Source organism: Limnohabitans sp. TEGF003 (assembly GCF_055395455.1).
Genome location: NZ_AP029225.1, coordinates 1,285,619 through 1,307,604, shown reverse-complemented (window position 1 = coordinate 1,307,604; position 21,986 = coordinate 1,285,619). Strand labels below are relative to the sequence as shown.

Genomic DNA, 21,986 nt, shown 5'->3' with positions numbered 1-21,986 from the left:
TGGTTGCAAACACTGGCTCAGTTTGTCTGGCTAATCAACAATATGCTGAAAAGATGAGCTCACATCCTGCTTCTTGTCTTTGGTCCGCAACACATAGTCATCATTGCTGGGGATGGCGATGTCCTTCAATGGATCGGCGACGTTATTGCGTACGCCATACACACGGCGGGATATCCGCTCCAACACCTTCACAGTTGGCTCGCGCCCAATGATTTGGCGTGTACCGGTCTTGCCTGAGACCGTCATCTCGACAATCCTGTTCAAGTTCGGATGTACGACATCTTGTTCAGTGCCATCGTCCAGAAATTCTTTTTCGCCGGTGAGTGTGAGCGTGGGATTCATTGAGAACCTGATTTGCTTCCATTTCAGGTTCATCAACTCTTTGCCGGGCCTAGCACCGGTGTCGATCAGCATCACCACATAGTCACGCATTATTTGGCGCATCTCCCTGCTGTGGTCGTTGCGTGCCCTTTCAATCCAGCTGTCAAAGTTGTTGATGACAGCTTGGATTTCATTCAGCTCAAATGCAGGGTGACGGTTGCTTTTCTTGCCCTTCGACTCCAGCTTTGGACGATTTAGTTCGGTGAGGAAGTTCCGCAGCACACCTTCATCGAAAATGAGATTCAAGGCCGCGTTATGGCTCAGCAAGGTGCTGTGGCTTGGCTGTCGCTCCATCATCCGAATGCGTTCCGCGTCCAAGTGATCCAGTGCTGCGCTGTCAATGTTCGTGATCAACCTGTTGCCCAATATCGGGATCAGGTACTCATTGATGATGCGGATGTAGTCCTTGTACGAAACCTTGCCGTCACCGTTGGCAAGCTTCTGCTCCATCCGCTGCACAGCCAGCTTGGCGACGTCTCGGAATTTGCGTGTGATGACAGGCAGGTTGTCACGCTTGCGGATTTCAGCCGTGATCCGGAGTTCTTTGGCGACCTCTTTGGCGTCTTTGAGCTTTCGCTCTTTGGTCGAAGCCCTTTGCCAAACACCACCCACCTTGTAACGGCATTGCCAGATAGAGCTGCGCTCCCGCCTGTACAGGACGAGTTCACCTTCGCTGAGGATGTGTGTAGTCTCTTTTTTTGCCGACATAGCCGCACTTTAAATTCAACTTGTGAAAAGAGCAACCAAGTGAGTGTGCAGTGTGGAGATAAAAAAAGAGGACTGCTTTTACACAGTCCTCTTTAGTGTTGGTAGGGCGTGACAGACTTGAACTGTCGACCAAAGGATTCCGGTTTGTGTGACTTTCGCCACTCCCTGGACTATGCCTTCACCATAGCTTTCGCCGTAGGTGGGCGCCGTCTAGTCTCTACACCTTCAACGATGCTTTCACATCGAAGCTTGGCTCGGCATTGGCGTATGCATCACTGCACGTAGCTTTCACCGAATTTGACGCCATTCACGCGAGAAGTTTCCTATCTCGGTGCACAAATTTCTATGAGTCCTCTGCTCTAACCAACTGAGCTAACGCCCCTCAAAAATAGATTGTACGTGGGTCGGTTTTAGGGGCGAAAAACAGACCAAAACTCGGGTTCAAAACAGTCAAAAAGTGTGTAGCTGGTGTGTAGTGTTTTACGCACCAATTTTTCTCACGTAACCTGTTGTCGCATATAGACTTTTTGACAATTTGAGAACTATTTTAATAGATTATGAGTCCTCTGCTCTAACCAACTGAGCTAACGCCCCAACCGAAGCGGTGATTGTAGTGGGCCGCAGGGGCTTATTTGGACTGGCTCAGCGCATTGCTGACCAGGCGCGAGGTGATGTTGACGATCTGGATCATGCGGTCGTAAGGCATGCGGGTCGGGCCGATCACGCCCAGGGTGCCCACCACCTGGCCGTCCACCTCATAGGGTGAGCTGACGACCGACAGCTCCTGCATGGGCACGATCTGGCTTTCACCGCCAATATAGATGCGCACGCCTTCGGCCTGGCTGGACACGTCCAGCAGGCGCATGAGTTGCGTTTTTTGCTCGAACAGTTCAAACGCCCGGCGCAAATGACCCATGTCACTGGAAAAGTCGCTCACCGACAGCAAATTGCGTTCACCGGCAATCACCACCTCGTTCTGGTCTTCAGCCAGGGCTTCGGTGCTGACCTGCACAGCCGCTTGCATGAGGGTGGCGATCTCGCTTTGCAGGCTCACCAGCTCTTGCTGCACCCGGCTGCGCACCTGCTCGATGGCCATGCCCGCGTAGTGGGTGTTGAGGAAATTGGACGTTTCGACCAGCTGGCTTTGCGAGTAATCGGTCTCGGTGAACAGGATGCGGTTTTGCACATCGCCTTCGGGCGAGACGATGATGACGAGCAAGCGCCGTTCCGACAAACGCAGAAATTCGATGTGCCGGAACACCGAGGCCCGGCGGGGCGTCATGACCACGCCCACAAAATGCGACAGGTTGGACAGCAGGTTGGCGGCGTTGGCGATCACCTTTTGCGGCTGGTCGGGCGTGAGCGCCGGGGTGTCCAGGCCATCGCGCTGCACCGTAAGCATGGTGTCCACAAACAGGCGGTAGCCCCGGCTGGTGGGGATGCGCCCGGCCGAGGTGTGGGGGCTGGCAATCAGGCCCAGCTCTTCCAGGTCGGACATCACGTTGCGGATGGTCGCGGGTGACAGGTCCAGGCCCGAGGCTTTGGAGAGCGTGCGCGAGCCCACGGGTTGGCCGTCGGCGATGTAGCGTTCCACCAGCGCTTTGAGCAATAACTTGGCACGATCGTCTAGCATCCGGCCATTTTAATGATGTAATTTGCAAATGAGATCCAAGTTCCGTCACGTTGCGCTCTTTGGCAAGTACCACACCACCGCCCACGGCGGGGCACTGGAGAGTTCACGCCGCGCTTTGGACGACGTGGCCCAGTTCCTGACGCGGCAAGGCTGCGACGTGGTGCTGGACAAGGAAACCGCCTCGCACACCGGGCTGTCGACCTACCCGGTGCTGGAGATGACCGAGGTTGGCACCCAGTGCGACCTGGGCCTGGTGATCGGGGGCGACGGCACCATGCTGGGCATTGGGCGCCAGATGGCCCGCTACGGCCTGCCTTTGATGGGCATCAACCAGGGTCGGCTGGGCTTCATCACCGACATTCCCTTGCAAAGCTACCAGGATGTGCTGCAGCCCATGCTGCAAGGCCACTACCAGGCCGAAGACCGCAGCTTGCTGCAGGCCCACGTCATGCGCGACCAGCGCAGCGTGTTCAGCGCCCTGGCGATGAACGATGTGGTGGTCAACCGGGGCGGCACCTCGGGCATGGTCGAGCTGCGCGTTGAGGTCGATGGCCACTTTGTGTCCAACCAGCGCGCCGACGGCCTGATCATCGCCACGCCCACGGGCTCCACCGCTTATTCCCTGTCGGTCGGCGGGCCTTTGATGCACCCGGGCATTGGCGGCTGGGTCATGGCGCCCATTGCGCCGCACACCTTGTCCAACCGGCCCATCGTGCTGCCCGAGTCCAGCGAGGTCAGCATCGAGATCGTGGCCGGGCGCTACGTCAGCGCCAACTTTGACATGCAGTCGCTGGCCGACCTGATTTTGGGGGACCGGATCGTGGTCAAGCGCTCGGAGCACACGGTGCGGTTTTTGCACCCTGCGGGCTGGAATTACTTCGACACTTTGCGCAAAAAAATGCACTGGAATGAGGGCGCTTGAGCCGTGGCACTGACGCACATCACCCTGCGCGATTTCGTGATCGTGCACGAACTGGAGCTGGACCTGAGCACGGGCTTCAGCGTGTTGACGGGCGAAACCGGGGCGGGCAAATCGATTTTGATCGATGCCTTGCAGCTGGCCTTGGGCGCGCGTGCCGACTCGGGTGTGGTGCGCGAAGGCGCCAGCCGCTGCGAGGTTTGCGCCGAATTCGAGCCCACCTCTGCCATTGCGGCCTGGCTCGAAGAAGCCGGTTTTGAAGCCAGCGCCGACTTGCTGCTGCGCCGCACCGTCGACACCGCAGGCAAAAGCCGCGCCTGGATCAACGGGAGCCCCGCCACCGCCACCCAATTGCGCGAGCTGGGCGAACAACTGCTGGACATCCATGGCCAGCACGCCTGGCAAAGCCTGACCCGGCCTGACGCGGTGCGCGGCCTGCTTGACGCCTACGCGGGCATCGACACCCGCCCCCTCAAAACCGCTTGGCACAGCTGGCGGCAAGCCCAGCAAACCCTGACCGACGCGCAGCAAGCGCAAAGCACCTTGGCCAACGAACGCGAACGCCTGGCCTGGCAAATCGGCGAGCTGGAAAAGCTCAACCCGCAGGTGGACGAATGGCAAGAGCTGAGCACCCAGCACAGCCGCCTGGCCAACGCGCAAGCCCTGATCGACGGGGCCAACCAAAGCACGCTGCTGCTTGAAGGCGGAGACAACGAGAGCGATGGCGGCGCGCTGCGCCAGCTGTCCCGTGCCATCCAGACCCTGCAGTCTCTGGGGCAATTTGAGCCCGAATTCAACGCCCTGGCCGAGGTGCTGGCCTCTGCCCAGGCCCAGGCCGAAGACGTGGCCCACAGCCTGCACACTTATTTGCGCAAGACCGATCTGGACCCGGCCCAACTGGCGCAACTGGACGAGCGCATGGGCCTGTGGTTGTCGCTGGCCCGGCGTTACAAAAAAACCCCTGACGAGCTGCCCTTGTCGCTGCAGGCTTGGCGCAAAGAGCTGGCCCAGCTCGATGCTGCTGCCGACCTGGACGCTTTGCAAAAAGCCGAACAAGCTGCCCACAAAGCCTGTCTGCAAGCAGCCAAAGCCGTCTCTCAGCAACGCCAAAAGGCAGCCAAACCCTTGGCTCAAGCCGTCAGCAGCGCCATGCAGCAGCTGGGCATGCAAGGCGGCCGCTTTGAGGTGCAGCTCCAAACCCTGGACGAGCCCGCACAACATGGCCTCGAAGAAGTGAGCTTTCTGGTGGCCGGGCACGAAGGCAGCACGCCCCGGCCCGTGGGCAAAGTGGCCTCGGGCGGTGAGCTCTCGCGCATTGCGCTGGCCATCGCGGTCACCACCAGCGAACTGGGCGAAGCCGGTACCTTGATCTTTGACGAGGTGGATTCGGGTGTCGGCGGCGCTGTGGCCGAAACCGTGGGGCGCCTGATGAAACAACTGGGCCAACACCGCCAGGTGCTGGCCGTGACCCACCTGCCCCAGGTGGCCGCCTGCGCTGACCACCACCTGCTGGTGAGCAAGGCCGCAGCCCAAGGCCAGGTCAGCAGCCAGGTGCGCCCCGTGAGCGGCGAAGAGCGCGTGAGCGAAATCGCCCGCATGCTGGGTGGCGAAAAGTTGTCCGCCACCACCCTGGCCCACGCCCGCGAAATGCTGGGCGCTCCTTCCAAACCCACTGGCCGCAAAGCCGCCCAAAGCTGAGCATGGACATCATCCTGATCACCGGCATGTCCGGCTCCGGCAAATCGGTGGCGCTGCACGCGCTCGAAGACGCGGGCTATTACTGCGTGGACAACCTGCCGCCCGAGTTGTTGATCCCCTTCGTCAAACTCGAAGAACAGCAAAAAGAGCAACGGCTGGCGATTGCGATCGACGTGCGCAGCGCCAATTCGCTGCACCTGATGCCCGAACAAATGGCCTTGCTGCGCGACATGGGCATGACGGTGAAGTCGGTTTTTCTGGACGCCACCAGCGACACCTTGCAGCGGCGTTACTCCGAAACACGGCGCAAACACCCTTTGTCGGGCGGCAGCAAGCCGCAAAGCGACAAGGCGCTGCTGGAGACCATCCAGTTCGAGCGCGAACTGCTGTCCGAGTTGCGTGAGCGCGCGCATGTCATCGACACCAGCTTGCTGCGCTCGGCCCAGCTGCAAACCTACATCAAGACCCTGGTCAGCGCCCCTTCAGCGCAACTGACACTGGTGTTTGAGTCGTTTGGCTTCAAGCGTGGCATCCCCACCGACGCCGATTATGTGTTTGACGTGCGCATGCTGCCCAACCCGCATTACGAAAGCGCCCTGCGCCCTTTGACAGGTCGTGACGAACCCGTTCAGGACTACTTGCGCCAGTCCGAAGAGTTCGTGCAAATGCAGCTGCAGATCGAAGGATTTTTGAAGCACTGGATACCCGCCATCGAGCGCGACCACCGCAGCTACGTTACCGTGGCCATCGGCTGCACCGGCGGCCAGCACCGCTCGGTGTTCATGGTCGAGCAGCTGGCCCAAAATTTCGGCACACGCTGGCTCACCCTGAAACGGCACCGGGAGCTGGACGCGGTCTGACCCACCCTGTCATCCCGCACTTGATGCGGGATCCATCTTTTTCACGCTGCTAACAAAGCCCGAATCGGCGCTGGCAAGCCCATCGCGGGCCAGGCATCGGCATCCACCCACTGCCCCTCACAAGACGGGGCACTTCTTCCGACCCCGAGCATGCGCACCGGGTGCAGGTGCAAATCGCGGTGTGTCAGCACATGCTTCCAGGGTGCGATGTACTGCGGGTCTCCACCCTTCGCCCAAGCGGCCAGCAAATCCGCCTCGGACTCAAACACGGGCAAGCTGAACAAGCCCGCCCAGATGCCCGTGTCTGGCCGCTTTTGCAGCCACACCTGGCCTTGCGCATTGACCGCCCACAACAGCCACAAGGTGGCGCTGCTGCGCTTGAGCTTGCGGGTTTTGACGGGGTAGGCCAGCGGCTCGCGCTGCGCTTGGGCCTGGCACACGGTGCTGACGGGGCAGGCCTCGCATTGCGCCTTGCGCGGCAAACAGACGGTGGCACCCAAGTCCATCAAGGCCTGGGTGTAGCGGGGCATGTCAGCCGCTTGCGCTGGCAACAGGTCTTGGGCCAGCGCCCACAGCGCTTTTTCGTTTTTGGCCACCGCCAAATCTGCGCTGTAGCCCAGCACCCGGGTCAGCACGCGCTTGACGTTGCCGTCCAGAATGGCGGCACGCTCGCCAAAGCAAAACGCCGCGATGGCTGCTGCCGTCGATCGGCCAATGCCGGGCAGGGTTTGCAGGTCTTCGGCTCGGCGCGGAAAAGCCCCGCCAAACCGCGTCATCACCTCTTGGGCGCATTGGTGCAGGTTGCGGGCGCGGCTGTAATAGCCCAGGCCGCTCCACAGCGCCAGCACATCGTCTTGCGGCGCAGCAGCCAAAGCCGCCACGTCCGGGAAACGCCCCAAAAACCGGGGAAAGTAGTCCAGCACCGTGCTCACCTGCGTTTGCTGCAGCATGATCTCGGACAACCAAACGCGGTAAGGGTCCTGGGTGTTTTGCCACGGCAGGCTTTGGCGGCCGTGCAGGCGCTGCCAGTCCACCATGCGGCGGGCAAACTCTGGGGGCAAAGTCATCACGGTTTCTGACATGTCGGGCAATAAAAAGTGGTGCGCTGGCCCTGCAGCATGGACCGGATGGGTGTGGCGCACACCCGGCAAGGCTCACCCGCGCGACCGTACACCGCCGCTTCCAGCTGGAAATACCCGGTGCGGCCTTCGGCGTTCACAAAGTCCTTGAGCGAGCTGCCGCCCTGCTCCACCGCACGGGTCAACACCTGCACGATGGCCGCGTGCAGCCGGGCCACACGCGGTTTGGACAAACGCGAGGCCTTGGTGGTGGGTCGTATGCCCGCCATGAACAAGGCTTCGGATGCATAAATGTTGCCCACGCCCACCACTTCGTCACCCGCCAGCAAGACCTGCTTGATGGCCGACTGGCGTTTTTTGAGGGCTTGGGCAAAAGCCGTCTCATCGAACTGGGCGCTCAAAGGCTCCACGCCCAAACGCCCCAGCAGTTTTTGCGCCTGGGGCGAATCTTCACCCGGGGCCCAGACCACCGCCCCGAACCGGCGCGGATCGTGCAGCCGCAGCACCCCCCGGTCGGTCACCAGGTCCATGTGGTCGTGCGGGCCGGCTTCGGGCTGGGTGGGGGCAAAGTTCAAGCTGCCCGACATGCCCAAATGCACCAGCAGCATGCCTTGGTCCAAATCGAGCAGCAGGTATTTGCCACGCCTGCGCACGCCCCAGATTTGCCGCCCCACCAAACTGGCGGCGGGCACACCCAGCGGCCAGCGCAGAGGCTTGCCCAAGTGCATGGCCAAGATGTGGGCCGAGGCGATGCGGTCGGCAAAACTGCGGCGGGTGACTTCAACTTCCGGGAGTTCGGGCATGCAAGGGTCCGGCGCCCGCAATGGCCATTGGCCTGCAGCGCCCTGGTTAAAAAGGTGGCTGGATTATGATGGTCGGCATGAAATTCTGGTTTCGACTTGCCCTCTTGTCCTCGTGCGTCGTCGGTGCTTGGGCGCAGTCTGTCGCCCCCAAAGCCGAAACGGCACCCCGACAATCGGCGCTGGACGCGGCCCTGTTCTACCAAATCCTGCTGGGCGAACTCAACACCCGCATGGGCTCGCCGGGCAGCGGTTTTTCCATCATGCTCGACGCGGCACGCAAAACCCGCGACCCGGCGCTGTTCCAGCGCGCGGTCGACATGGCCCTGCAAGCCCGCTCTGGCGAGGCCGCACTGCAAGCGGCGCAAACCTGGAAAAGGGAAATCCCCTCCGCCATCGAGGCCAGTCGCTACGTGCTCCAGATTTTGCTGGCCCTGAACCGGGTGGAAGAAGCGGGCAAAGCCCTGGCGGTCTCCATCAACGAGCTGCCCTTGGACGAGCAGCCCGGCGCCATTGCTTCCGTGCCGCGTTTGTTCAGCGTGGTGCAAGACAAGCCCCTGGCGGCCGATGTGGTGGAAAAAGCCCTGGCCCAGGCCTTCACCCAAAAAACCACCGCCGCGACAGCCTGGACCACCGTGGGCCGCATGCGCCGGGATGCGGGCCAGATCTCGCGGGCGGTCGAAGCCTCGACGCAAGGCCACGCCGCCGACCCGAAGGCCACGGGGCCTTTGGTGTTGGCGCTCAGCCTGCTGGTCAACGCCAACAGCACCCTCAAACCCATGGTCGATGCGGCCATGAAAACCGATGTGGTGCCCGAACTGCGTCTGGGCTATGCACGCACTTTGGTGGGCCTGCAGCTCTACCCTGAAGCCTTGACACAACTGGCGGTGCTCAACGCCAAGCACCCGGAATTTGCCGATGGCTGGCTGATCCACGGCCTGGTCTTGCAGGAAAACGGCCAGCTGCCTGAAGCTGAAAAACGCCTCGAACAATACACCCGGCTGGTGGCCAACAACCCCACGCCAGAGCAGCAGGCCGGATTGGCCGAAGCCTTGATGAGCCTGGCACAAATCGCGCAAAAGCAAGGGCAACTGGACCGCGCCAACCAATGGCTCGGCCGCATGCCCGCCGGGGCCGACCCGATCAAGCTGGCCAGCCGCCAAGCCGACCTGCTGGCGCAGCAAGGCCGCATGGACGAGGCGCGCCGCGTGTTGGCCCAAGTCAAACCGGCCAACGCCGAACAGGCACGCCGCAAGGTGCTGGCCCAGTCCTTTTGGCTGCGTGAGCACCGCGACGCGGCCGCGGCCTACCCCTTGGTGCGGGCTGCCCTGGACAAAAAACCCGACGACACCGAGTTGCTGACCGAGTTGTCGATGGTTTGCGAAAAGCTCAAACGCTACGACGAAATGGAGGCCCTGCTGCGCCAGCTCATGGCCAAGGCACCGCAAGAAGCACATGCCTTCAATGCCTTGGGCTATTCCCTCGCAGACCGCAACATCCGCCTGGAAGAAGCGCAGCAACTGATTGAAAAAGCCGTGCAACTGTCGCCCAAAGACGCCTACATCCAGGACAGCCTGGGCTGGGTGAAGTACCGCCAAGGCCTGCACCAGGAAGCCCTGACCATCCTCAAAGCCGCCTACAAAGCCAAGCCCGATGCCGAGATCGCCGCGCACTTGGGCGAGGTGCTCTGGGTGACCGGCCAGCAACGCGAAGCCGGCACCATCTGGCGCGAAGGCCTGCTGCTCAAGGCCGACAACGAAACCCTGGTCGAAACCCTCAAACGCTTCAACTTCAAACCATGAAGCCGCCCCGGCAGCCCCTGCCATCTCCGCCTGAGCGACGTGCCTGGCTGGGCCTGCTGAGTCTGGGCCTGCTCAGCCTGGCCGGGTGTGCCACCCCCCGCCCCACGCCCGCTGACCCGGCTGCCTTCTGGTCGGGGCGTCTGGCCTTGCAGTTGCAAAGCACGCCACCGCAAAACTGGAGTGCCAGCTTTGAGCTGCAAGGCTCGGCCGACCAAGGCCAACTGGTCTTGCTCAGCCCGATTGGCACGACACTGGCACGCCTGAGCTGGACACCCCAAGCCGCCGTGCTGGAGCAAGGCCAGGACAAAACCGAAAGCGCCAACCTGCAAAGCCTGAGCCAGCGCCTGACGGGCACCGAGCTGCCCATTGCCGCGCTGTTTGAATGGCTGGCGGGCAAAGCCGCTGACGTACCGGGCTGGCAAGTGGATCTGACGACCCACCGCGAAGGTCGCCTGACCGCCCGCAAAAACGCCCCGGGCCCCGAAGCCGTGTTGCGCATCCTGCTCGACCGCTGAAGCCGCTCGCGCCTCTGGTCTGACGATAATCTGCCCCATGAAACTGCTGCACGACGTTCCGGCCCCGGCCAAGCTCAACCTGTTCCTGCACATCACAGGCCAGCGCCCCGACGGTTACCACCTGCTGCAATCGGTGTTCATGCTCATCGACTGGTGCGACACCCTGCACTTTGAAAAACGCCCCGGCGGCGGCATCAGCCGCGAAGACCTGACTGTCCAGCTGCCTGCCGACGACCTGATCACCCGCGCCGCCAAATTGCTGCAACAACACACAGGCTGCACACAAGGCGTGCACATCGCGGTCGAAAAACAGATCCCAGCCCAGGCAGGTATGGGCGGCGGCTCGTCAGACGCGGCCAGCTGCCTGCTCGCACTCAACCGGCTTTGGGACCTGAAACTGAAGCGGCCTGCGCTCGAACAACTGGGCCTGCAACTGGGCGCAGACGTGCCTTTTTTCCTGCGCGGCCACAACGCCTGGGTGGAAGGCATTGGCGAGCAAATCACCCCCATCGCACTGCCTGCGGCGCGGTTTTGGGTCCTCAAACCCCCTTCGGGCGTCGAAACCGCGCAAATTTTTACGCACCCGGCGCTTCAACGGGCCACAAAGCCTGCTACAATTTCGGTCTTCGCTGCAGCGCCATATGACTTTGGTCACAATGATCTGCAACCTGTTGCTCAAACGATCTGCCCAGACGTTTCCCTCGCACTCCAAGTGTTTGGCAACGCAGGCATGAACGGCAAAATGACAGGTTCTGGCAGTGCAGTGTTCGCACATTGCACCTCAGGCACCGCGCCAATTCAGGTCCCAGACCGATGGCAAGGACGCCAATGCAGCAATTTGGAGGTTCACCCTTTACAGGGTTGGGCATCCAGCGATAGTTGATCGGTCGGCCGCTGTTTCAGCGGTCAACCCGTGTAGGGGAGTCGCCAAGTTGGTTAAGGCACCGGATTTTGATTCCGGCATTCGAAGGTTCGAGTCCTTCTTCCCCTGCCAAATACGTTCAATCGTACAGGCCCCTTTATCTGATCGCTGGAATGCACATGCAGCCTGCTTCACTCCCCCCCGAATTCATGCTGTTCACCGGCAACGCCAATCCCGTTTTGGCTGCCGAGATCGCCAAGCACCTGGGCACACAGCTCGGCGCGGTCGATGTGGGCCGTTTCTCTGACGGCGAAGTCACTGTCGAACTCAAGCAAAACGTTCGTGCACGCGAAGTGTTCGTGGTGCAGTCCACCTGCGCACCCACCAACGAAAACCTGATGGAACTGCTGATCATGGTCGACGCGCTCAAACGCGCCTCGGCTGGCCGCATCAGCGCCGTCATTCCTTATTTCGGATACGCCCGCCAGGACCGCCGCCCCCGCTCGACCCGCGTGCCGATTTCGGCCAAAGTGGTCGCCAACATGCTCCAAGCTGTGGGTGTGGACCGCGTGCTGACCATGGACTTGCACGCCGACCAGATCCAGGGCTTCTTCGACATCCCGGTGGACAACATTTACGCCTCCCCTGTTCTGTTGGGTGACCTGCGCCAGCAAAACTACGACGACCTGATCGTCGTGTCGCCCGATGTGGGCGGCGTGGTGCGTGCCCGTGCCTTGGCCAAACAGCTCGGCTGCGACCTGGCCATCATCGACAAGCGCCGCCCCAAAGCCAACGTGAGCGAAGTCATGCACGTCATCGGCGAGATCGACGGCCGCAACTGCGTGATCATGGACGACATGATCGACACCGCTGGCACCTTGGTCAAAGCGGCCGAGGTGCTCAAAGAGCGCGGCGCCAAAAAAGTCTACGCCTATTGCACACACCCGATTTTTTCGGGTCCGGCCATCGACCGCATTGCCAAGGGCGAGGCCCTCGACGAAGTCGTGGTCACCAACACCATCCCGCTGACGGCCGAAGCCGCAGCGTGTTCCAAGATTCGCCAACTCTCAGTGGCACCGCTGATCGCCGAAACGATCAACCGGATTGCGCACGGCGAGTCGGTGATGAGCCTGTTCTCCGATCAAGCCTGATCGGGAAGAGGCCACCAGTGGCCAGCCGTCCTTGTGGACTGGCTGGCTTTTTTAAGTCAGGGCCGCACTGGTCGCGGTGGGCCCTAGAAGGAGAAATGTATGAAATTCGTCGCTTTTGAGCGCGCTAAGCAGGGCACGGGTGCGAGCCGCCGTCTCCGCAATTCCGGCCGCACGCCTGGCATCGTTTACGGTTCCACATCGGCCCCCCAACTGATCGAGCTGGACCACAACGCTTTGTGGCACGCCCTGAAAAAGGAAGCTTTCCACGCTTCCATCCTGGACGTGGAACTGAACGGTCAGACCAGCAAAGTCTTGCTGCGTGACTACCAGATGCACCCGTTCAAGCAGTTGGTGCAACACATCGACTTCCAGCGCGTGGACGCCAACACCACTTTGCACATGAAGGTGCCATTGCACTTCAGCGGTGAAGAAGAGTCCGAAGCCGTCAAGACCGACAAGTGCACCGTCACCCACGTGGCGACCGAAATCGAAGTGGCTTGCCTGCCCGCCAACCTGCCCGAGTTCATCGCGGTGGATCTGAAGGGCCTGACCAAGGGCAATTCGCTGCACCTGAACGACATCACCCTGCCTGCTGGCTGCAAAGCCGTCACCCATGGCAAGAAAAACCCGGTCCTCGTGTCCGTGGTGGCTCCCGTGGAAGAAGTGGTTGCAGCCCCTGTGGCCGCTGCCCCTGCAGACGCCAAAGGCAAGGGCAAAGGCAAGAAGTGATCTTCTGCCTGGGGCTGCAAAGCCCCGCTCTGCAAGGCCCGCGCAAGCGGGCCTTTTGCTTTGGGGCCAGCGGCTCCCCCCGCAAGGCCGCCTGCGCCAAGGATAATCTCGCACCATGATCAAACTGCTTGTCGGCCTGGGCAACCCGGGCAACGAATACGAAGACACCCGCCACAACGCCGGTTTCTGGTGGATCGATGCCGTGGCCCGCGAACTCAAGGTGTCGCTGGTGCCCGAGCGCAGCTACCACGGCCTGGTGGCCCGCACCACCGTCAACGGCCACAACGTGTGGTTGCTCGAGCCCCAGACCTTCATGAACCTGTCGGGCAAATCGGTCAGCGCACTGGCGCGGTTCTTCAAAATCCAGCCGCAAGAGATTCTGGTGGCGCACGACGAACTGGACATCCCGCCCGGCGAAGCCAAGCTCAAGCTCGGCGGCAGCCACGCCGGGCACAACGGCTTGCGCGACATCCATGCCCAACTGGGCACAGCCGACTACTGGCGGCTACGCATTGGCGTCGGCCACCCGGGCGACAAGGCCGAGGTGGTCAGCTGGGTCTTGAAAAAGCCGATGCTGGAGCACCGCAAAGCCATCGACGACAGCATCCACCGCGCGGTAAACGCCTTGCCCCTGCTCCTGGCGGGCGACATGGAAAAGGCCATGGCCCGCATCCACACCAGCAAGCCGCCACGCCCCAAACCACCCCGCCCCGTCAAAACACCTGCGCCAGACGCCCCTGCAGCCGAGTGATGCAGGCCACCCGCCTCACTGCCCCTGCAAGCGGCGGTATTTGGCCCAGAGCGACTCCTGGTTTTCGACGTGTTGGGGGTTGACGGGAATGCAAGCCACGGGGCAGACCTGCACACACTGGGGCTCGTCAAAATGCCCGACACACTCGGTGCACTTGGACGGGTCGATTTCGTAAATTTCTTCGCCCAGATAAATCGCCTGGTTCGGGCACTCGGGCTCACACACATCGCAGTTGATGCATTCATCGGTGATCATCAGTGCCATGGCTGGGGCTCCGCAAAAGTCTGCATCGTGGTCATGCCCGAATTATCGACCACAGGCATCAGCCCGAAGAACTGCAGGGCTGTTGCCTGCCCCGGGGCTTGAAACAGGCCAGTCCCCACGAGTGGCGCTGACCCAGCGGCATGCGCCTAAAATGGACCCGATGATGAACGCCGACCTGCATTGCCACTCCGTCATCTCCGACGGCACCCTCACCCCCGAAGCCCTGGCTGAACGCGCCAAAGCCAACGGCGTGGAACTGTGGGCACTGACCGACCACGACGAAGTGGGCGGCCAAGACCGCGCCCTGGCTGCGGCCAAGGCACTGGGCATGCCCTACCTCACGGGCACAGAAATTTCGGTCACCTTTGCCCACCAAACGGTGCACATCGTGGGCCTGGGCTTTGACCCCCACAACAGCGCCCTGGTGACCGGCTTGCGCCGCACCCGGGGCGGGCGCAGCGAACGCGCCCAGGAGATGTCGGACGGCCTGGCCAAGGTCGGCATCAAAAACGCTTACGAAGGCGCCCTGCAATACGTGGGCAACCCCGAGCTGATTTCGCGCACCCACTTTGCCCGTCATTTGGTCGAAACGGGTGTATGCAGCGACACCTCGGAGGTGTTTCGCAAATACCTGACCGAAGGCAAACCCGGCTACGTGCCACACCGCTGGGCACGGCTGCAGGAAGCCGTGCAGTGGATCACCGAAGCGGGCGGCATCGCCGTCATTGCCCACCCGGCCCGTTACGGCTTCACGCCCAACGAAGAGTACGCGCTGTTCAGCGAATTCAAGGCCCACGGCGGTCGCGGGGTGGAGGTCATCACCGGCAGCCATTCCTCGCAAGAAGCGGTGCGCTACGCCGAAACCGCCCTCGAATTCGACCTGGTGGCTTCGCGCGGCAGTGACTTTCACAGCCCCGACGAAAGCCGCATCGACCTGGGCACCCTGCCCTACCTGCCTGGCCAACTCACCCCGGTTTGGGAATTGCTGGCCGACCGCATCCAGTGAATCCGACGCACCGACACGCCAGCCTTCAGGGCATCGGCTTTGCGGTCCTGGCCACCGCCTGCTTCGCCACCCTGGACACCACCACCCGGCATGTCAGTGCCGGTTTGTCGGTGATGGTGGCGCTGTGGTTCCGCTACGCCATTCAGGCGCTCATCACCACGGTGGTGGTCTGGCCGGGGCGCGGCAGGCGCGTTTTGCGCACCGAGCACCCGCGCTTTCAGCTGGCCCGTGGCCTGCTGCTGTTTGCCTGCAGCATCCTGGCTTTTTTGAGCCTCAAATACATGCCCGTGGGCGAGTTCACCGCCATCTCGCTGCTGGCCCCCTTGGTCATCACCTTGCTGGCGGCATGGATGCTCAAGGAAAAAATCCGCCCCCTGCGCTGGCTGCTGGTGGTGGGCGGCTTCCTGGGCACGATGGTCATCATCCGCCCCGGCAGCCAGCACTTTGACTGGACGGTGATCCTGCCCTTGATGTTGGTAGGCACCAACTCCGGCTTTCAGCTGCTGACCAGCAAGATGGCCAAGACCGAAGACCCGATCACCACGCACTTTTACACCGGCTGGATCGGCACGGGCATGGCCACACTGCTGCTGCCCTTTGTCTGGGAAATGCCCGCAGACTGGACCGTCTGGTTGCAGCTGCTGATCATGGGCGTGCTGGCCTCGATCGGGCATTTCTTGCTGATCCTGGCCTATGGCCGAACCCCGGCCGCCACCCTCACGCCCTACATGTACACCCAGATCGGCTTTGCGGTGCTGGGGGGCTGGCTGGTGTTCAACCACCTGCCCGACCAGTGGACCTTTGTCGGCATGGGCCTGGTGGCCCTGTGCGGCGCTTTGGGGGCCTGGCTCACCGTGCGCGAAAACCGCATTGCCATCCAGCCCCCTGAATCCTGAGGCAACGCCCTTCCGCTGCGGGATTTCGCCCCCATCTACCGACATACGATCACCACCGGCAACCGACTGTCCCCACCCATGGCCCAGTTTTTCACTGTTCACCCCGACAACCCGCAAGCGCGCCTGCTCAAGCAAGCCGTGCAGCTGCTCAACCAGGGCAGCGTGCTGGCCGTGCCCACCGACTCCAGCTACGCCCTGGTCTGCCACCTCGACGACAAAAACGCCGCCGACCAGCTGCGCCGCATCCGTGGCGTGGACGACAAGCACCACCTGACGCTGCTGTGCCGCGACCTGAGCGAACTGGCCAACTACGCGCGGGTGGACAACCGCCAATTTCGGGCCATCAAGCAGGCCACGCCCGGCCCTTTCACCTTCATTCTGGAGGCCACCAAGGAAGTGCCGCGCCGCGTGAGCCACCCCCAACGCAAAACCATTGGCCTGCGCGTGCCCGAGCATCAGGTGCTGCAAGAACTGCTGGTCCTGCATGGCGCCCCGCTGCTGGCGGCCACCCTCATCATGCCCGGCGAAGAACAGCCCCTCAACGACCCCGAAGAGATCCGCGAACGCCTGGAGCACCAGGTGGGCGCGGTCATCGACGCCGGGGCTTGCTCGCTCGAGCCCACCACCGTGATCGACATGAGCAGCGACGAGCCCCAAGTGCTGCGCCAAGGCCAGGGCGACCCCGCGCGCCTGGGCCTCTGAAATCTTTTGTGCAGTGGGAGGCCGCCCCCGCGGCCGAATGTGCGCACTGCCACCAGCACCATTCCCGAGCAGAGGCTCGCTCCCACATAAAACTGTGAGCACTCTCCCACATAGCCACTGAGCCCCCCAGACCCAGGCGCTGGCCAGGTCTGAGACAATCTGATGCTTATGTCCGACCTCATCCAGACCGTCCTGATTTATGCCCTGCCCGTGATCTTCGCCATCACGCTGCACGAGGCCGCCCACGGCTATGCCGCGCAGCGTCTGGGTGACAACACCGCCGCCATGCTGGGTCGCGTCACGCTCAACCCCCTGCCGCACATCGACCCGCTGGGCACCATCTTGCTGCCGCTGCTGCTGTACTTCAGCACCAGTGGTGCTTTCCTGTTCGGCTATGCCAAGCCGGTCCCGGTGCGATTTGACTTGCTGCGCCACCCCAAGCGCGACATGGTCTGGGTGGCACTGGCGGGTCCTGCCTCCAATCTGGTTCAGGCTGTGCTCTGGGGCGTTCTGCTTTACGCGCTGGCAGGCAGTGGCGTGACCGAGCGCTTTTTCCTCGAAATGTGCAAAGCCGGCATGTTGACCAACGTGGTCATGTTCGCCTTCAACCTCTTCCCCCTGCCTCCGCTGGATGGCGGGCGCATTTTGGTGGGTCTGTTGCCCTGGCGTCAGGCCGTGCTGGTGTCGCGCATCGAGCCCTGGGGCTTTTTCATCGTCATGGCCCTGGTGCTCACCGGCCTCATCAGCGCCTGGTGGATGCAGCCCCTGATGGGTCTGACCTTTGACTTCCTGAAACTTACCCTCAGTCCACTGGCCGCTCTGTTGCGATAAATTCAGTGGCGCTGATCATTCCCCGTCTGCTTTTCTCATGAACTCCAAAACCCGCACCCGCGTCCTCACCGGCATCACCACCACAGGCACCCCCCACCTGGGCAACTACGTGGGCGCCATCCGCCCCACGGTACAAGCCAGCCGCGACACCAGCACCGATGGTTTTTACTTCTTGGCCGACTACCACGCGCTCATCAAGTGCGACGAGCCCGCCCGCATCCAGCGCTCCACGCTCGAGATCGCTGCGAGCTGGATCGCCTCGGGACTGGACCCGGACAAAGTCACCTTCTACCGCCAGTCCGACATTCCTGAAATCCCCGAACTCACCTGGCTGCTCACCTGCGTGACTGGCAAGGGCGTGCTCAACCGTGCCCACGCCTACAAAGCGGCAGTCGACAAAAACAACGCCGCAGGCCATGACCCGGACAGCGATGTGTCGGCGGGCCTGTTCATGTACCCGGTGCTCATGGGCGCGGACATCTTGATGTTCAAGGCGCACAAGGTGCCCGTGGGCCGCGACCAGATCCAGCACATCGAGATGGCGCGCGACATGGCGTCGAGCTTCAACCATTTGTATGGCGAGCATTTCGTGCTGCCCGAAGCCGTGGTCGAAGAATCGGTGGCCCTCTTGCCAGGCCTCGATGGCCGCAAGATGAGCAAGAGCTACGACAACACCATCCCGCTGTTCGCCCCCGCCGCCCAAATGCGCAAGCAAATCGCGGCCATCGTGACCGACTCCAAAGCACCGGGCGAGCCCAAGGCCACCGAAGGCTCGGCCCTGTTCCAGATTTACCAGGCCTTTGCCAGCGCCGAAGAGACTGCAGCCATGGCCCGCGCCTATGCCGACGGCATCGGCTGGGGCGACGCCAAACAAATGCTGTTCGAGCGCATCGACCGCGAGATCGCGCCCATGCGCGAGCACTACCAAGCCCTGATCGACAACCCTGCGCAAATGGACCAAATTTTGCTGGCCGGGGCCGACAAAGCCCGCCAGCTGGCCACGCCTTTCATCCGCGAGTTGCGCCACGCCGTGGGCTTGCGTGCCCTGTCATCCGGCAGCACGGCACCCGTGGCCAAGGAAGCCAAGACCGCGCTCCCCAGCTTCAAGCAATACCGCGAAAAAGACGGCCAGTTCTACTTCAAGCTGGTCGACGCACAAGGCCAGCTGCTCTTGCAAAGCCGCGGCTTCGCGTCACCCAAGGAAGCCGGGCAGACCATCGCGCGCCTGCAAGCCGAGGGGCTGGCTGGCCTGACAGACATGGCTTCTGTGCTGGAAGCATTGACACCCGAAAAAGCACAAACCGTGGGCCTTGCTCTGTCAGAAATCGCTAATTCGCAAAAAACAATTAAATAACTTTTCCAAATTTGCCAATTTATATTGCGCAAACTCACAATTAGGTGTATCCTTAAACTTTAAGCCTACTGCAGAGATCTAAAACATGACTGTATATGTCATCGATGACCACCCCCTGATGCGCGATGCGCTCACCATGCTGGTCCACCGTGTCAAGCCAGGACTCAAGATCATCCCCATCCACAAATTGAACGTGGTGGAATCGACGGTTGAGAAGAACGGCGTGCCCGAACTTTTCTGCCTGGATCTGCAGTTGCCCGACACCCTGGGCATGTCCGGCGTTCAGGTGCTGAAAGCCAAATTCCCGAACGTGCCCTTGGCAGTCGTCACCAGTGCCAGCGCCAGCGAATTCGAATCGCGCTGCCTCGAAGCCGGTGCCAATGCCTTCATCGAAAAATCCAACAGCCCTGCGCAAATCATTGCAGCCCTGCGCAGCCTGTTGATCACCGAAGAAGAAGAGGCAGAGGAAGAAGCCACGCCTGCCGGTCCGACCAAACTGTCCAAGCGCCAAAAGCAACTGATCTTGATGCTGGACCAAGGCCTGTCCAACCGCGAAATCGCCGAGAAACTCGACATCAGCGAGCACACCGTCAAGGTGCACTTCTGGCGTCTGTTCCGCCGCTTGGGCGTCAACAGCCGCACGCAAGCGCTGCACTTCGCCCGCACCAACGGCTGGCTGGGTATTTAAAAAACAACAGGCACTTGAAGTGCCTGTTTTGTTCTTGGAAACCGGCACCTCTGTGCCGGTTTTGCATGGTGGGTCTTCAGCACCCATACAGCCTTGGCTGAACGTTTCAATCCTTCTTCTTGTTCACAATGTCTGGCGTCACCGCATCCAGCACATTGACGGTGGTCTTGACCCCGTAAACCACCGCAGAGCCTGCGGCATCGGCAATCGCCAACACGGTGCAGCCCGACAGGCATGCGCTCGCCACACCCGCCAATAACAACAAAAACAAGGATTTCATGGCCACTGCCTGAAGTTTGGAGAAGGGTGTCAGCGAAACTGAACGCCGCGAAAGTCATAAAAAAACCCCGCAATGGTGAACCACTGCGGGGTTTTCAACTGGCGGAGGAGGAGGGATTCGAACCCTCGGTAATGTTGCCACTACGCCTGATTTCGAGTCAGGTACATTCGACCACTCTGCCACCCCTCCTGAGTATTTGTCGAAGCTGTGATTCTAGCAGAGCCCCTCAGGGCTTTTTCGGCACCATGACCGCCGCGTTGCGCGGGGCCATCGTCAAAGACACGCTGCTGCCCATCATGCCGCCATCCACCATCTCGAACGTCGCGGTGCGTTCTTGCCGCGTCATGACCAGAAAACTGTTTTTGCCGCGCACCGCCGACACCACGGTCCAGCCCTGTGCCGGATAGGTTTCCAGGAAAAAGCGGTATGCGGCGTCAAAGTCACGCCCCACATCCAGCACCACGCGGCCCACCCAATTGTCACCTGCGCCAATGATCAGGGACTGTTCAGCCCGTATGGCCGCACCCGGCGGCAAAGGCAGCTGCCCGAGCAATTGCACAGGGTTTTGCACTTTGCCATCCGGCCCCACGGCCACCGAGGTCGAGCTGCCCGTGTTGGCACAACCTGACAAACCAGCGGCCAAACCGACCGCCACCAAGAGAGCCCCATAAACACGATGCATGCCATTCATCAACGCACTCCTGGTGAAAGCCAAAAACATCAAACGCTGAGCAACGCCACACCACCCATGTAAGGGCGCAGCACCTCGGGCACCGTGACCGAGCCGTCGGCGTTTTGGTAGTTCTCCAAAACCGCGACCAGCGCACGGCCCACGGCCAGACCAGAGCCGTTCAGGGTGTGCACCAACTCGTTCTTGCCTTGCGCGTTTTTAAAGCGTGCCTGCAGACGGCGAGCCTGAAAGGCCTCGCAGTTGGAGACCGAGCTGATCTCGCGGTAAGTGTTTTGCGCGGGCACCCAGACCTCCAGGTCATAGGTCTTGCTTGCGCCAAAGCCCATGTCGCCGGTGCACAGGCTCATCACGCGGTAAGGCAGGCCCAACTTTTGCAAAATGGCTTCGGCGTGGCCGGTCATGTCCTCCAGCGCCTCGTAGCTCTGGTCCGGGTGCACGATCTGCACCATCTCGACCTTGTCAAACTGGTGCTGGCGGATCAGGCCGCGCACATCGCGCCCGCCACTGCCTGCCTCGGATCGGAAGCATGGGGTGTGTGCCGTGAGCTTGATGGGCAAATCGCTCTCGGCCAGCACCTCGTCACGCACCACGTTGGTCAGCGTCACCTCGGACGTGGGGATCAGGTACAGCGCCTGGCTTTCTTCCCCCTCTTGGCCACCCTTGTTGGCGGCAAACAGATCGGCTTCAAACTTGGGCAGCTGGCCCGTGCCGCGCAGCGTGTCGGCATTCACGATGTAGGGCGTGTAGCACTCGGTGTAGCCGTGCTCTTGCGTCTGCACATCCAGCATGAACTGCGCCAGCGCCCGGTGCAAACGGGCCACCGGGCCACGCATGAAGGTAAAACGCGAGCCGGTCAGCTTGGTGCCGGTCTCAAAGTCGAGCCCCAGCGGGCCGCCGATGTCCACATGGTCCTTGAGCTCGAAATCGAAACTACGCACAGTGCCCCAGCGGCGCACCTCGATGTTGCCTTCTTCGCCCTCGCCAACAGGGACCGATTCGTGCGGCAAGTTGGGCACGGCCAGCAACAGGGTTTGCAATTCGGCCTGAATCACCTCCAGCCGCTGGGCCGAAGCGTCGAGCTCATCCTTGATCGCGCCCACTTGCGCCATGACCGCATCGGCCTCGGCATGCTGGCCCTTGCCCTTGAGCATGCCAATCTGTTTGGACAGGCTGTTGCGCTGGCTTTGCAGCTCTTCGGTGCGGGTCTGCAACGTTTTGCGCTCGCCCTCCAAAGCGCGAAACGCCTCGACATTCAGGAAAGGCTGGGGATTTTTACGGGTCTGCAGACGCGCGACAACGGCGTCCAGATCTTTGCGGAGAAGAACAATATCAAGCATCCTGACATTGTAGTGACCCGGAAATGGGTCAGGCTTGGTAAACCTTTGG

The 21,986-nt window shown here is 61.6% G+C and carries 23 protein-coding genes and 2 tRNA genes; 16 read left to right on the top strand and 9 right to left on the bottom strand.

Features of this window, described 5'->3' with window-relative positions:
- Window positions 1–30 precede the first annotated feature (30 nt).
- A complete protein-coding gene (locus ACZ5RT_RS06465) occupies window positions 31–1,089 on the bottom strand; it encodes a hypothetical protein (RefSeq protein WP_464453925.1) in 1,059 nt (352 codons plus the stop codon).
- Between the two features lie 628 nt (window positions 1,090–1,717).
- Window positions 1,718–2,722 (bottom strand): heat-inducible transcriptional repressor HrcA, encoded by a 1,005-nt coding sequence (gene hrcA / locus ACZ5RT_RS06460; protein WP_291925963.1) that lies wholly within the window; start codon window positions 2,720–2,722, stop codon window positions 1,718–1,720.
- Window positions 2,723–2,750: 28 nt separating this feature from the next.
- Between hrcA and ACZ5RT_RS06455 the strand changes: the two genes are divergently transcribed.
- Genes ACZ5RT_RS06455 through rapZ form a run of 3 tightly spaced genes read left to right on the top strand, consistent with a single transcriptional unit; the run spans window position 2,751 to window position 6,199 of the window.
- Window positions 2,751–3,644: an NAD kinase gene (locus tag ACZ5RT_RS06455; protein WP_422169837.1), complete on the top strand. Its 894-nt coding sequence runs from the start codon at window positions 2,751–2,753 to the stop codon at window positions 3,642–3,644.
- A gap of 3 nt (window positions 3,645–3,647) precedes the next feature.
- Complete coding sequence (gene recN, locus ACZ5RT_RS06450; protein WP_464453924.1) at window positions 3,648–5,339, top strand: DNA repair protein RecN; 1,692 nt, start codon at window positions 3,648–3,650, stop codon at window positions 5,337–5,339.
- Window positions 5,336–6,199 carry an RNase adapter RapZ gene (gene rapZ / locus ACZ5RT_RS06445; protein ID WP_291926052.1) on the top strand — a complete coding sequence of 288 codons (864 nt, stop codon included), beginning with the start codon at window positions 5,336–5,338 and terminating at the stop codon, window positions 6,197–6,199. The genes recN and rapZ overlap by 4 nt, the downstream gene beginning before the upstream one ends.
- Window positions 6,200–6,240: 41 nt before the next feature.
- On the opposite strand, the gene mutY is transcribed toward rapZ, so the two are convergent.
- Together mutY and mutM are read right to left on the bottom strand one after the other, a co-directional pair.
- Window positions 6,241–7,266: an A/G-specific adenine glycosylase gene (gene mutY, locus ACZ5RT_RS06440; RefSeq protein WP_464453923.1), complete on the bottom strand. Its 1,026-nt coding sequence runs from the start codon at window positions 7,264–7,266 to the stop codon at window positions 6,241–6,243.
- Window positions 7,266–8,081: a bifunctional DNA-formamidopyrimidine glycosylase/DNA-(apurinic or apyrimidinic site) lyase gene (gene mutM, locus ACZ5RT_RS06435; RefSeq protein WP_464453922.1), complete on the bottom strand. Its 816-nt coding sequence runs from the start codon at window positions 8,079–8,081 to the stop codon at window positions 7,266–7,268. The genes mutY and mutM overlap by 1 nt, the downstream gene beginning before the upstream one ends.
- Before the next feature lie 77 nt (window positions 8,082–8,158).
- On the opposite strand from mutM, the gene ACZ5RT_RS06430 reads away from it, so the two are divergent.
- The 7 genes from ACZ5RT_RS06430 (at window position 8,159) to pth (ending at window position 13,888) form a co-directional block, all read left to right on the top strand.
- A complete protein-coding gene (locus ACZ5RT_RS06430; RefSeq protein WP_422169841.1) occupies window positions 8,159–9,880 on the top strand; it encodes a tetratricopeptide repeat protein in 1,722 nt (573 codons plus the stop codon).
- Window positions 9,877–10,395: a lipoprotein insertase outer membrane protein LolB gene (locus tag ACZ5RT_RS06425; RefSeq protein WP_464453921.1), complete on the top strand. Its 519-nt coding sequence runs from the start codon at window positions 9,877–9,879 to the stop codon at window positions 10,393–10,395. The genes ACZ5RT_RS06430 and ACZ5RT_RS06425 overlap by 4 nt, the downstream gene beginning before the upstream one ends.
- A 37-nt stretch (window positions 10,396–10,432) precedes the next feature.
- Window positions 10,433–11,278 (top strand): 4-(cytidine 5'-diphospho)-2-C-methyl-D-erythritol kinase, encoded by an 846-nt coding sequence (ispE, locus tag ACZ5RT_RS06420; RefSeq protein WP_464453920.1) that lies wholly within the window; start codon window positions 10,433–10,435, stop codon window positions 11,276–11,278.
- A 34-nt stretch (window positions 11,279–11,312) separates the two neighbouring features.
- Window positions 11,313–11,389: transfer RNA gene (locus ACZ5RT_RS06415), tRNA-Gln, on the top strand.
- 41 nt (window positions 11,390–11,430) lie between these two features.
- Window positions 11,431–12,408 (top strand): ribose-phosphate pyrophosphokinase, encoded by a 978-nt coding sequence (locus ACZ5RT_RS06410; protein ID WP_291925988.1) that lies wholly within the window; start codon window positions 11,431–11,433, stop codon window positions 12,406–12,408.
- Window positions 12,409–12,507: 99 nt separating this feature from the next.
- On the top strand, window positions 12,508–13,137 hold the full coding sequence (locus ACZ5RT_RS06405) for a 50S ribosomal protein L25/general stress protein Ctc (protein ID WP_464453919.1): 630 nt from the start codon (window positions 12,508–12,510) through the stop codon (window positions 13,135–13,137).
- 115 nt (window positions 13,138–13,252) lie between these two features.
- On the top strand, window positions 13,253–13,888 hold the full coding sequence (gene pth, locus ACZ5RT_RS06400; RefSeq protein WP_464453918.1) for an aminoacyl-tRNA hydrolase: 636 nt from the start codon (window positions 13,253–13,255) through the stop codon (window positions 13,886–13,888).
- Window positions 13,889–13,903: 15 nt separating this feature from the next.
- Here the strand turns inward: pth and ACZ5RT_RS06395 are convergent, their stop codons facing one another.
- The gene (locus ACZ5RT_RS06395) at window positions 13,904–14,152 is read right to left on the bottom strand and encodes a YfhL family 4Fe-4S dicluster ferredoxin (RefSeq protein ID WP_019430476.1); all 249 of its coding nucleotides are present in this window, start codon (window positions 14,150–14,152) and stop codon (window positions 13,904–13,906) included.
- Between the two features lie 151 nt (window positions 14,153–14,303).
- Between ACZ5RT_RS06395 and ACZ5RT_RS06390 the strand changes: the two genes are divergently transcribed.
- The 6 genes from ACZ5RT_RS06390 to ACZ5RT_RS06365 all read left to right on the top strand — a co-directional run bounded on the left by ACZ5RT_RS06390 (window position 14,304) and on the right by ACZ5RT_RS06365 (window position 19,629).
- On the top strand, window positions 14,304–15,158 hold the full coding sequence (locus tag ACZ5RT_RS06390; protein ID WP_464453917.1) for a 3',5'-nucleoside bisphosphate phosphatase: 855 nt from the start codon (window positions 14,304–14,306) through the stop codon (window positions 15,156–15,158).
- Window positions 15,155–16,054, top strand: coding sequence for a DMT family transporter (locus ACZ5RT_RS06385; RefSeq protein ID WP_108428746.1), 900 nt, complete (start codon window positions 15,155–15,157; stop codon window positions 16,052–16,054). The genes ACZ5RT_RS06390 and ACZ5RT_RS06385 overlap by 4 nt, the downstream gene beginning before the upstream one ends.
- A gap of 78 nt (window positions 16,055–16,132) precedes the next feature.
- On the top strand, window positions 16,133–16,756 hold the full coding sequence (locus ACZ5RT_RS06380; protein ID WP_291925999.1) for an L-threonylcarbamoyladenylate synthase: 624 nt from the start codon (window positions 16,133–16,135) through the stop codon (window positions 16,754–16,756).
- 162 nt (window positions 16,757–16,918) lie between these two features.
- Window positions 16,919–17,587 (top strand): site-2 protease family protein, encoded by a 669-nt coding sequence (locus ACZ5RT_RS06375; RefSeq protein WP_422169846.1) that lies wholly within the window; start codon window positions 16,919–16,921, stop codon window positions 17,585–17,587.
- Window positions 17,588–17,624: 37 nt separating this feature from the next.
- Complete coding sequence (locus ACZ5RT_RS06370) at window positions 17,625–18,941, top strand: tryptophan--tRNA ligase (RefSeq protein WP_464453916.1); 1,317 nt, start codon at window positions 17,625–17,627, stop codon at window positions 18,939–18,941.
- Window positions 18,942–19,026: 85 nt separating this feature from the next.
- Window positions 19,027–19,629 (top strand): response regulator transcription factor, encoded by a 603-nt coding sequence (locus ACZ5RT_RS06365; RefSeq protein ID WP_422169848.1) that lies wholly within the window; start codon window positions 19,027–19,029, stop codon window positions 19,627–19,629.
- A gap of 106 nt (window positions 19,630–19,735) precedes the next feature.
- Here the strand turns inward: ACZ5RT_RS06365 and ACZ5RT_RS06360 are convergent, their stop codons facing one another.
- The 4 genes from ACZ5RT_RS06360 to serS form a co-directional block, all read right to left on the bottom strand.
- Window positions 19,736–19,909, bottom strand: a complete 174-nt coding sequence (locus tag ACZ5RT_RS06360; RefSeq protein ID WP_422169849.1) for a hypothetical protein — start codon at window positions 19,907–19,909, stop codon at window positions 19,736–19,738.
- Window positions 19,910–20,008: 99 nt separating this feature from the next.
- A tRNA-Ser gene (locus ACZ5RT_RS06355) sits at window positions 20,009–20,098 on the bottom strand.
- A 37-nt stretch (window positions 20,099–20,135) separates the two neighbouring features.
- On the bottom strand, window positions 20,136–20,600 hold the full coding sequence (locus ACZ5RT_RS06350) for a hypothetical protein (protein ID WP_108428741.1): 465 nt from the start codon (window positions 20,598–20,600) through the stop codon (window positions 20,136–20,138).
- 29 nt (window positions 20,601–20,629) lie between these two features.
- Window positions 20,630–21,937 carry a serine--tRNA ligase gene (serS, locus tag ACZ5RT_RS06345; RefSeq protein WP_464453915.1) on the bottom strand — a complete coding sequence of 436 codons (1,308 nt, stop codon included), beginning with the start codon at window positions 21,935–21,937 and terminating at the stop codon, window positions 20,630–20,632.
- Between the last annotated feature and the right edge of the window lie 49 nt (window positions 21,938–21,986).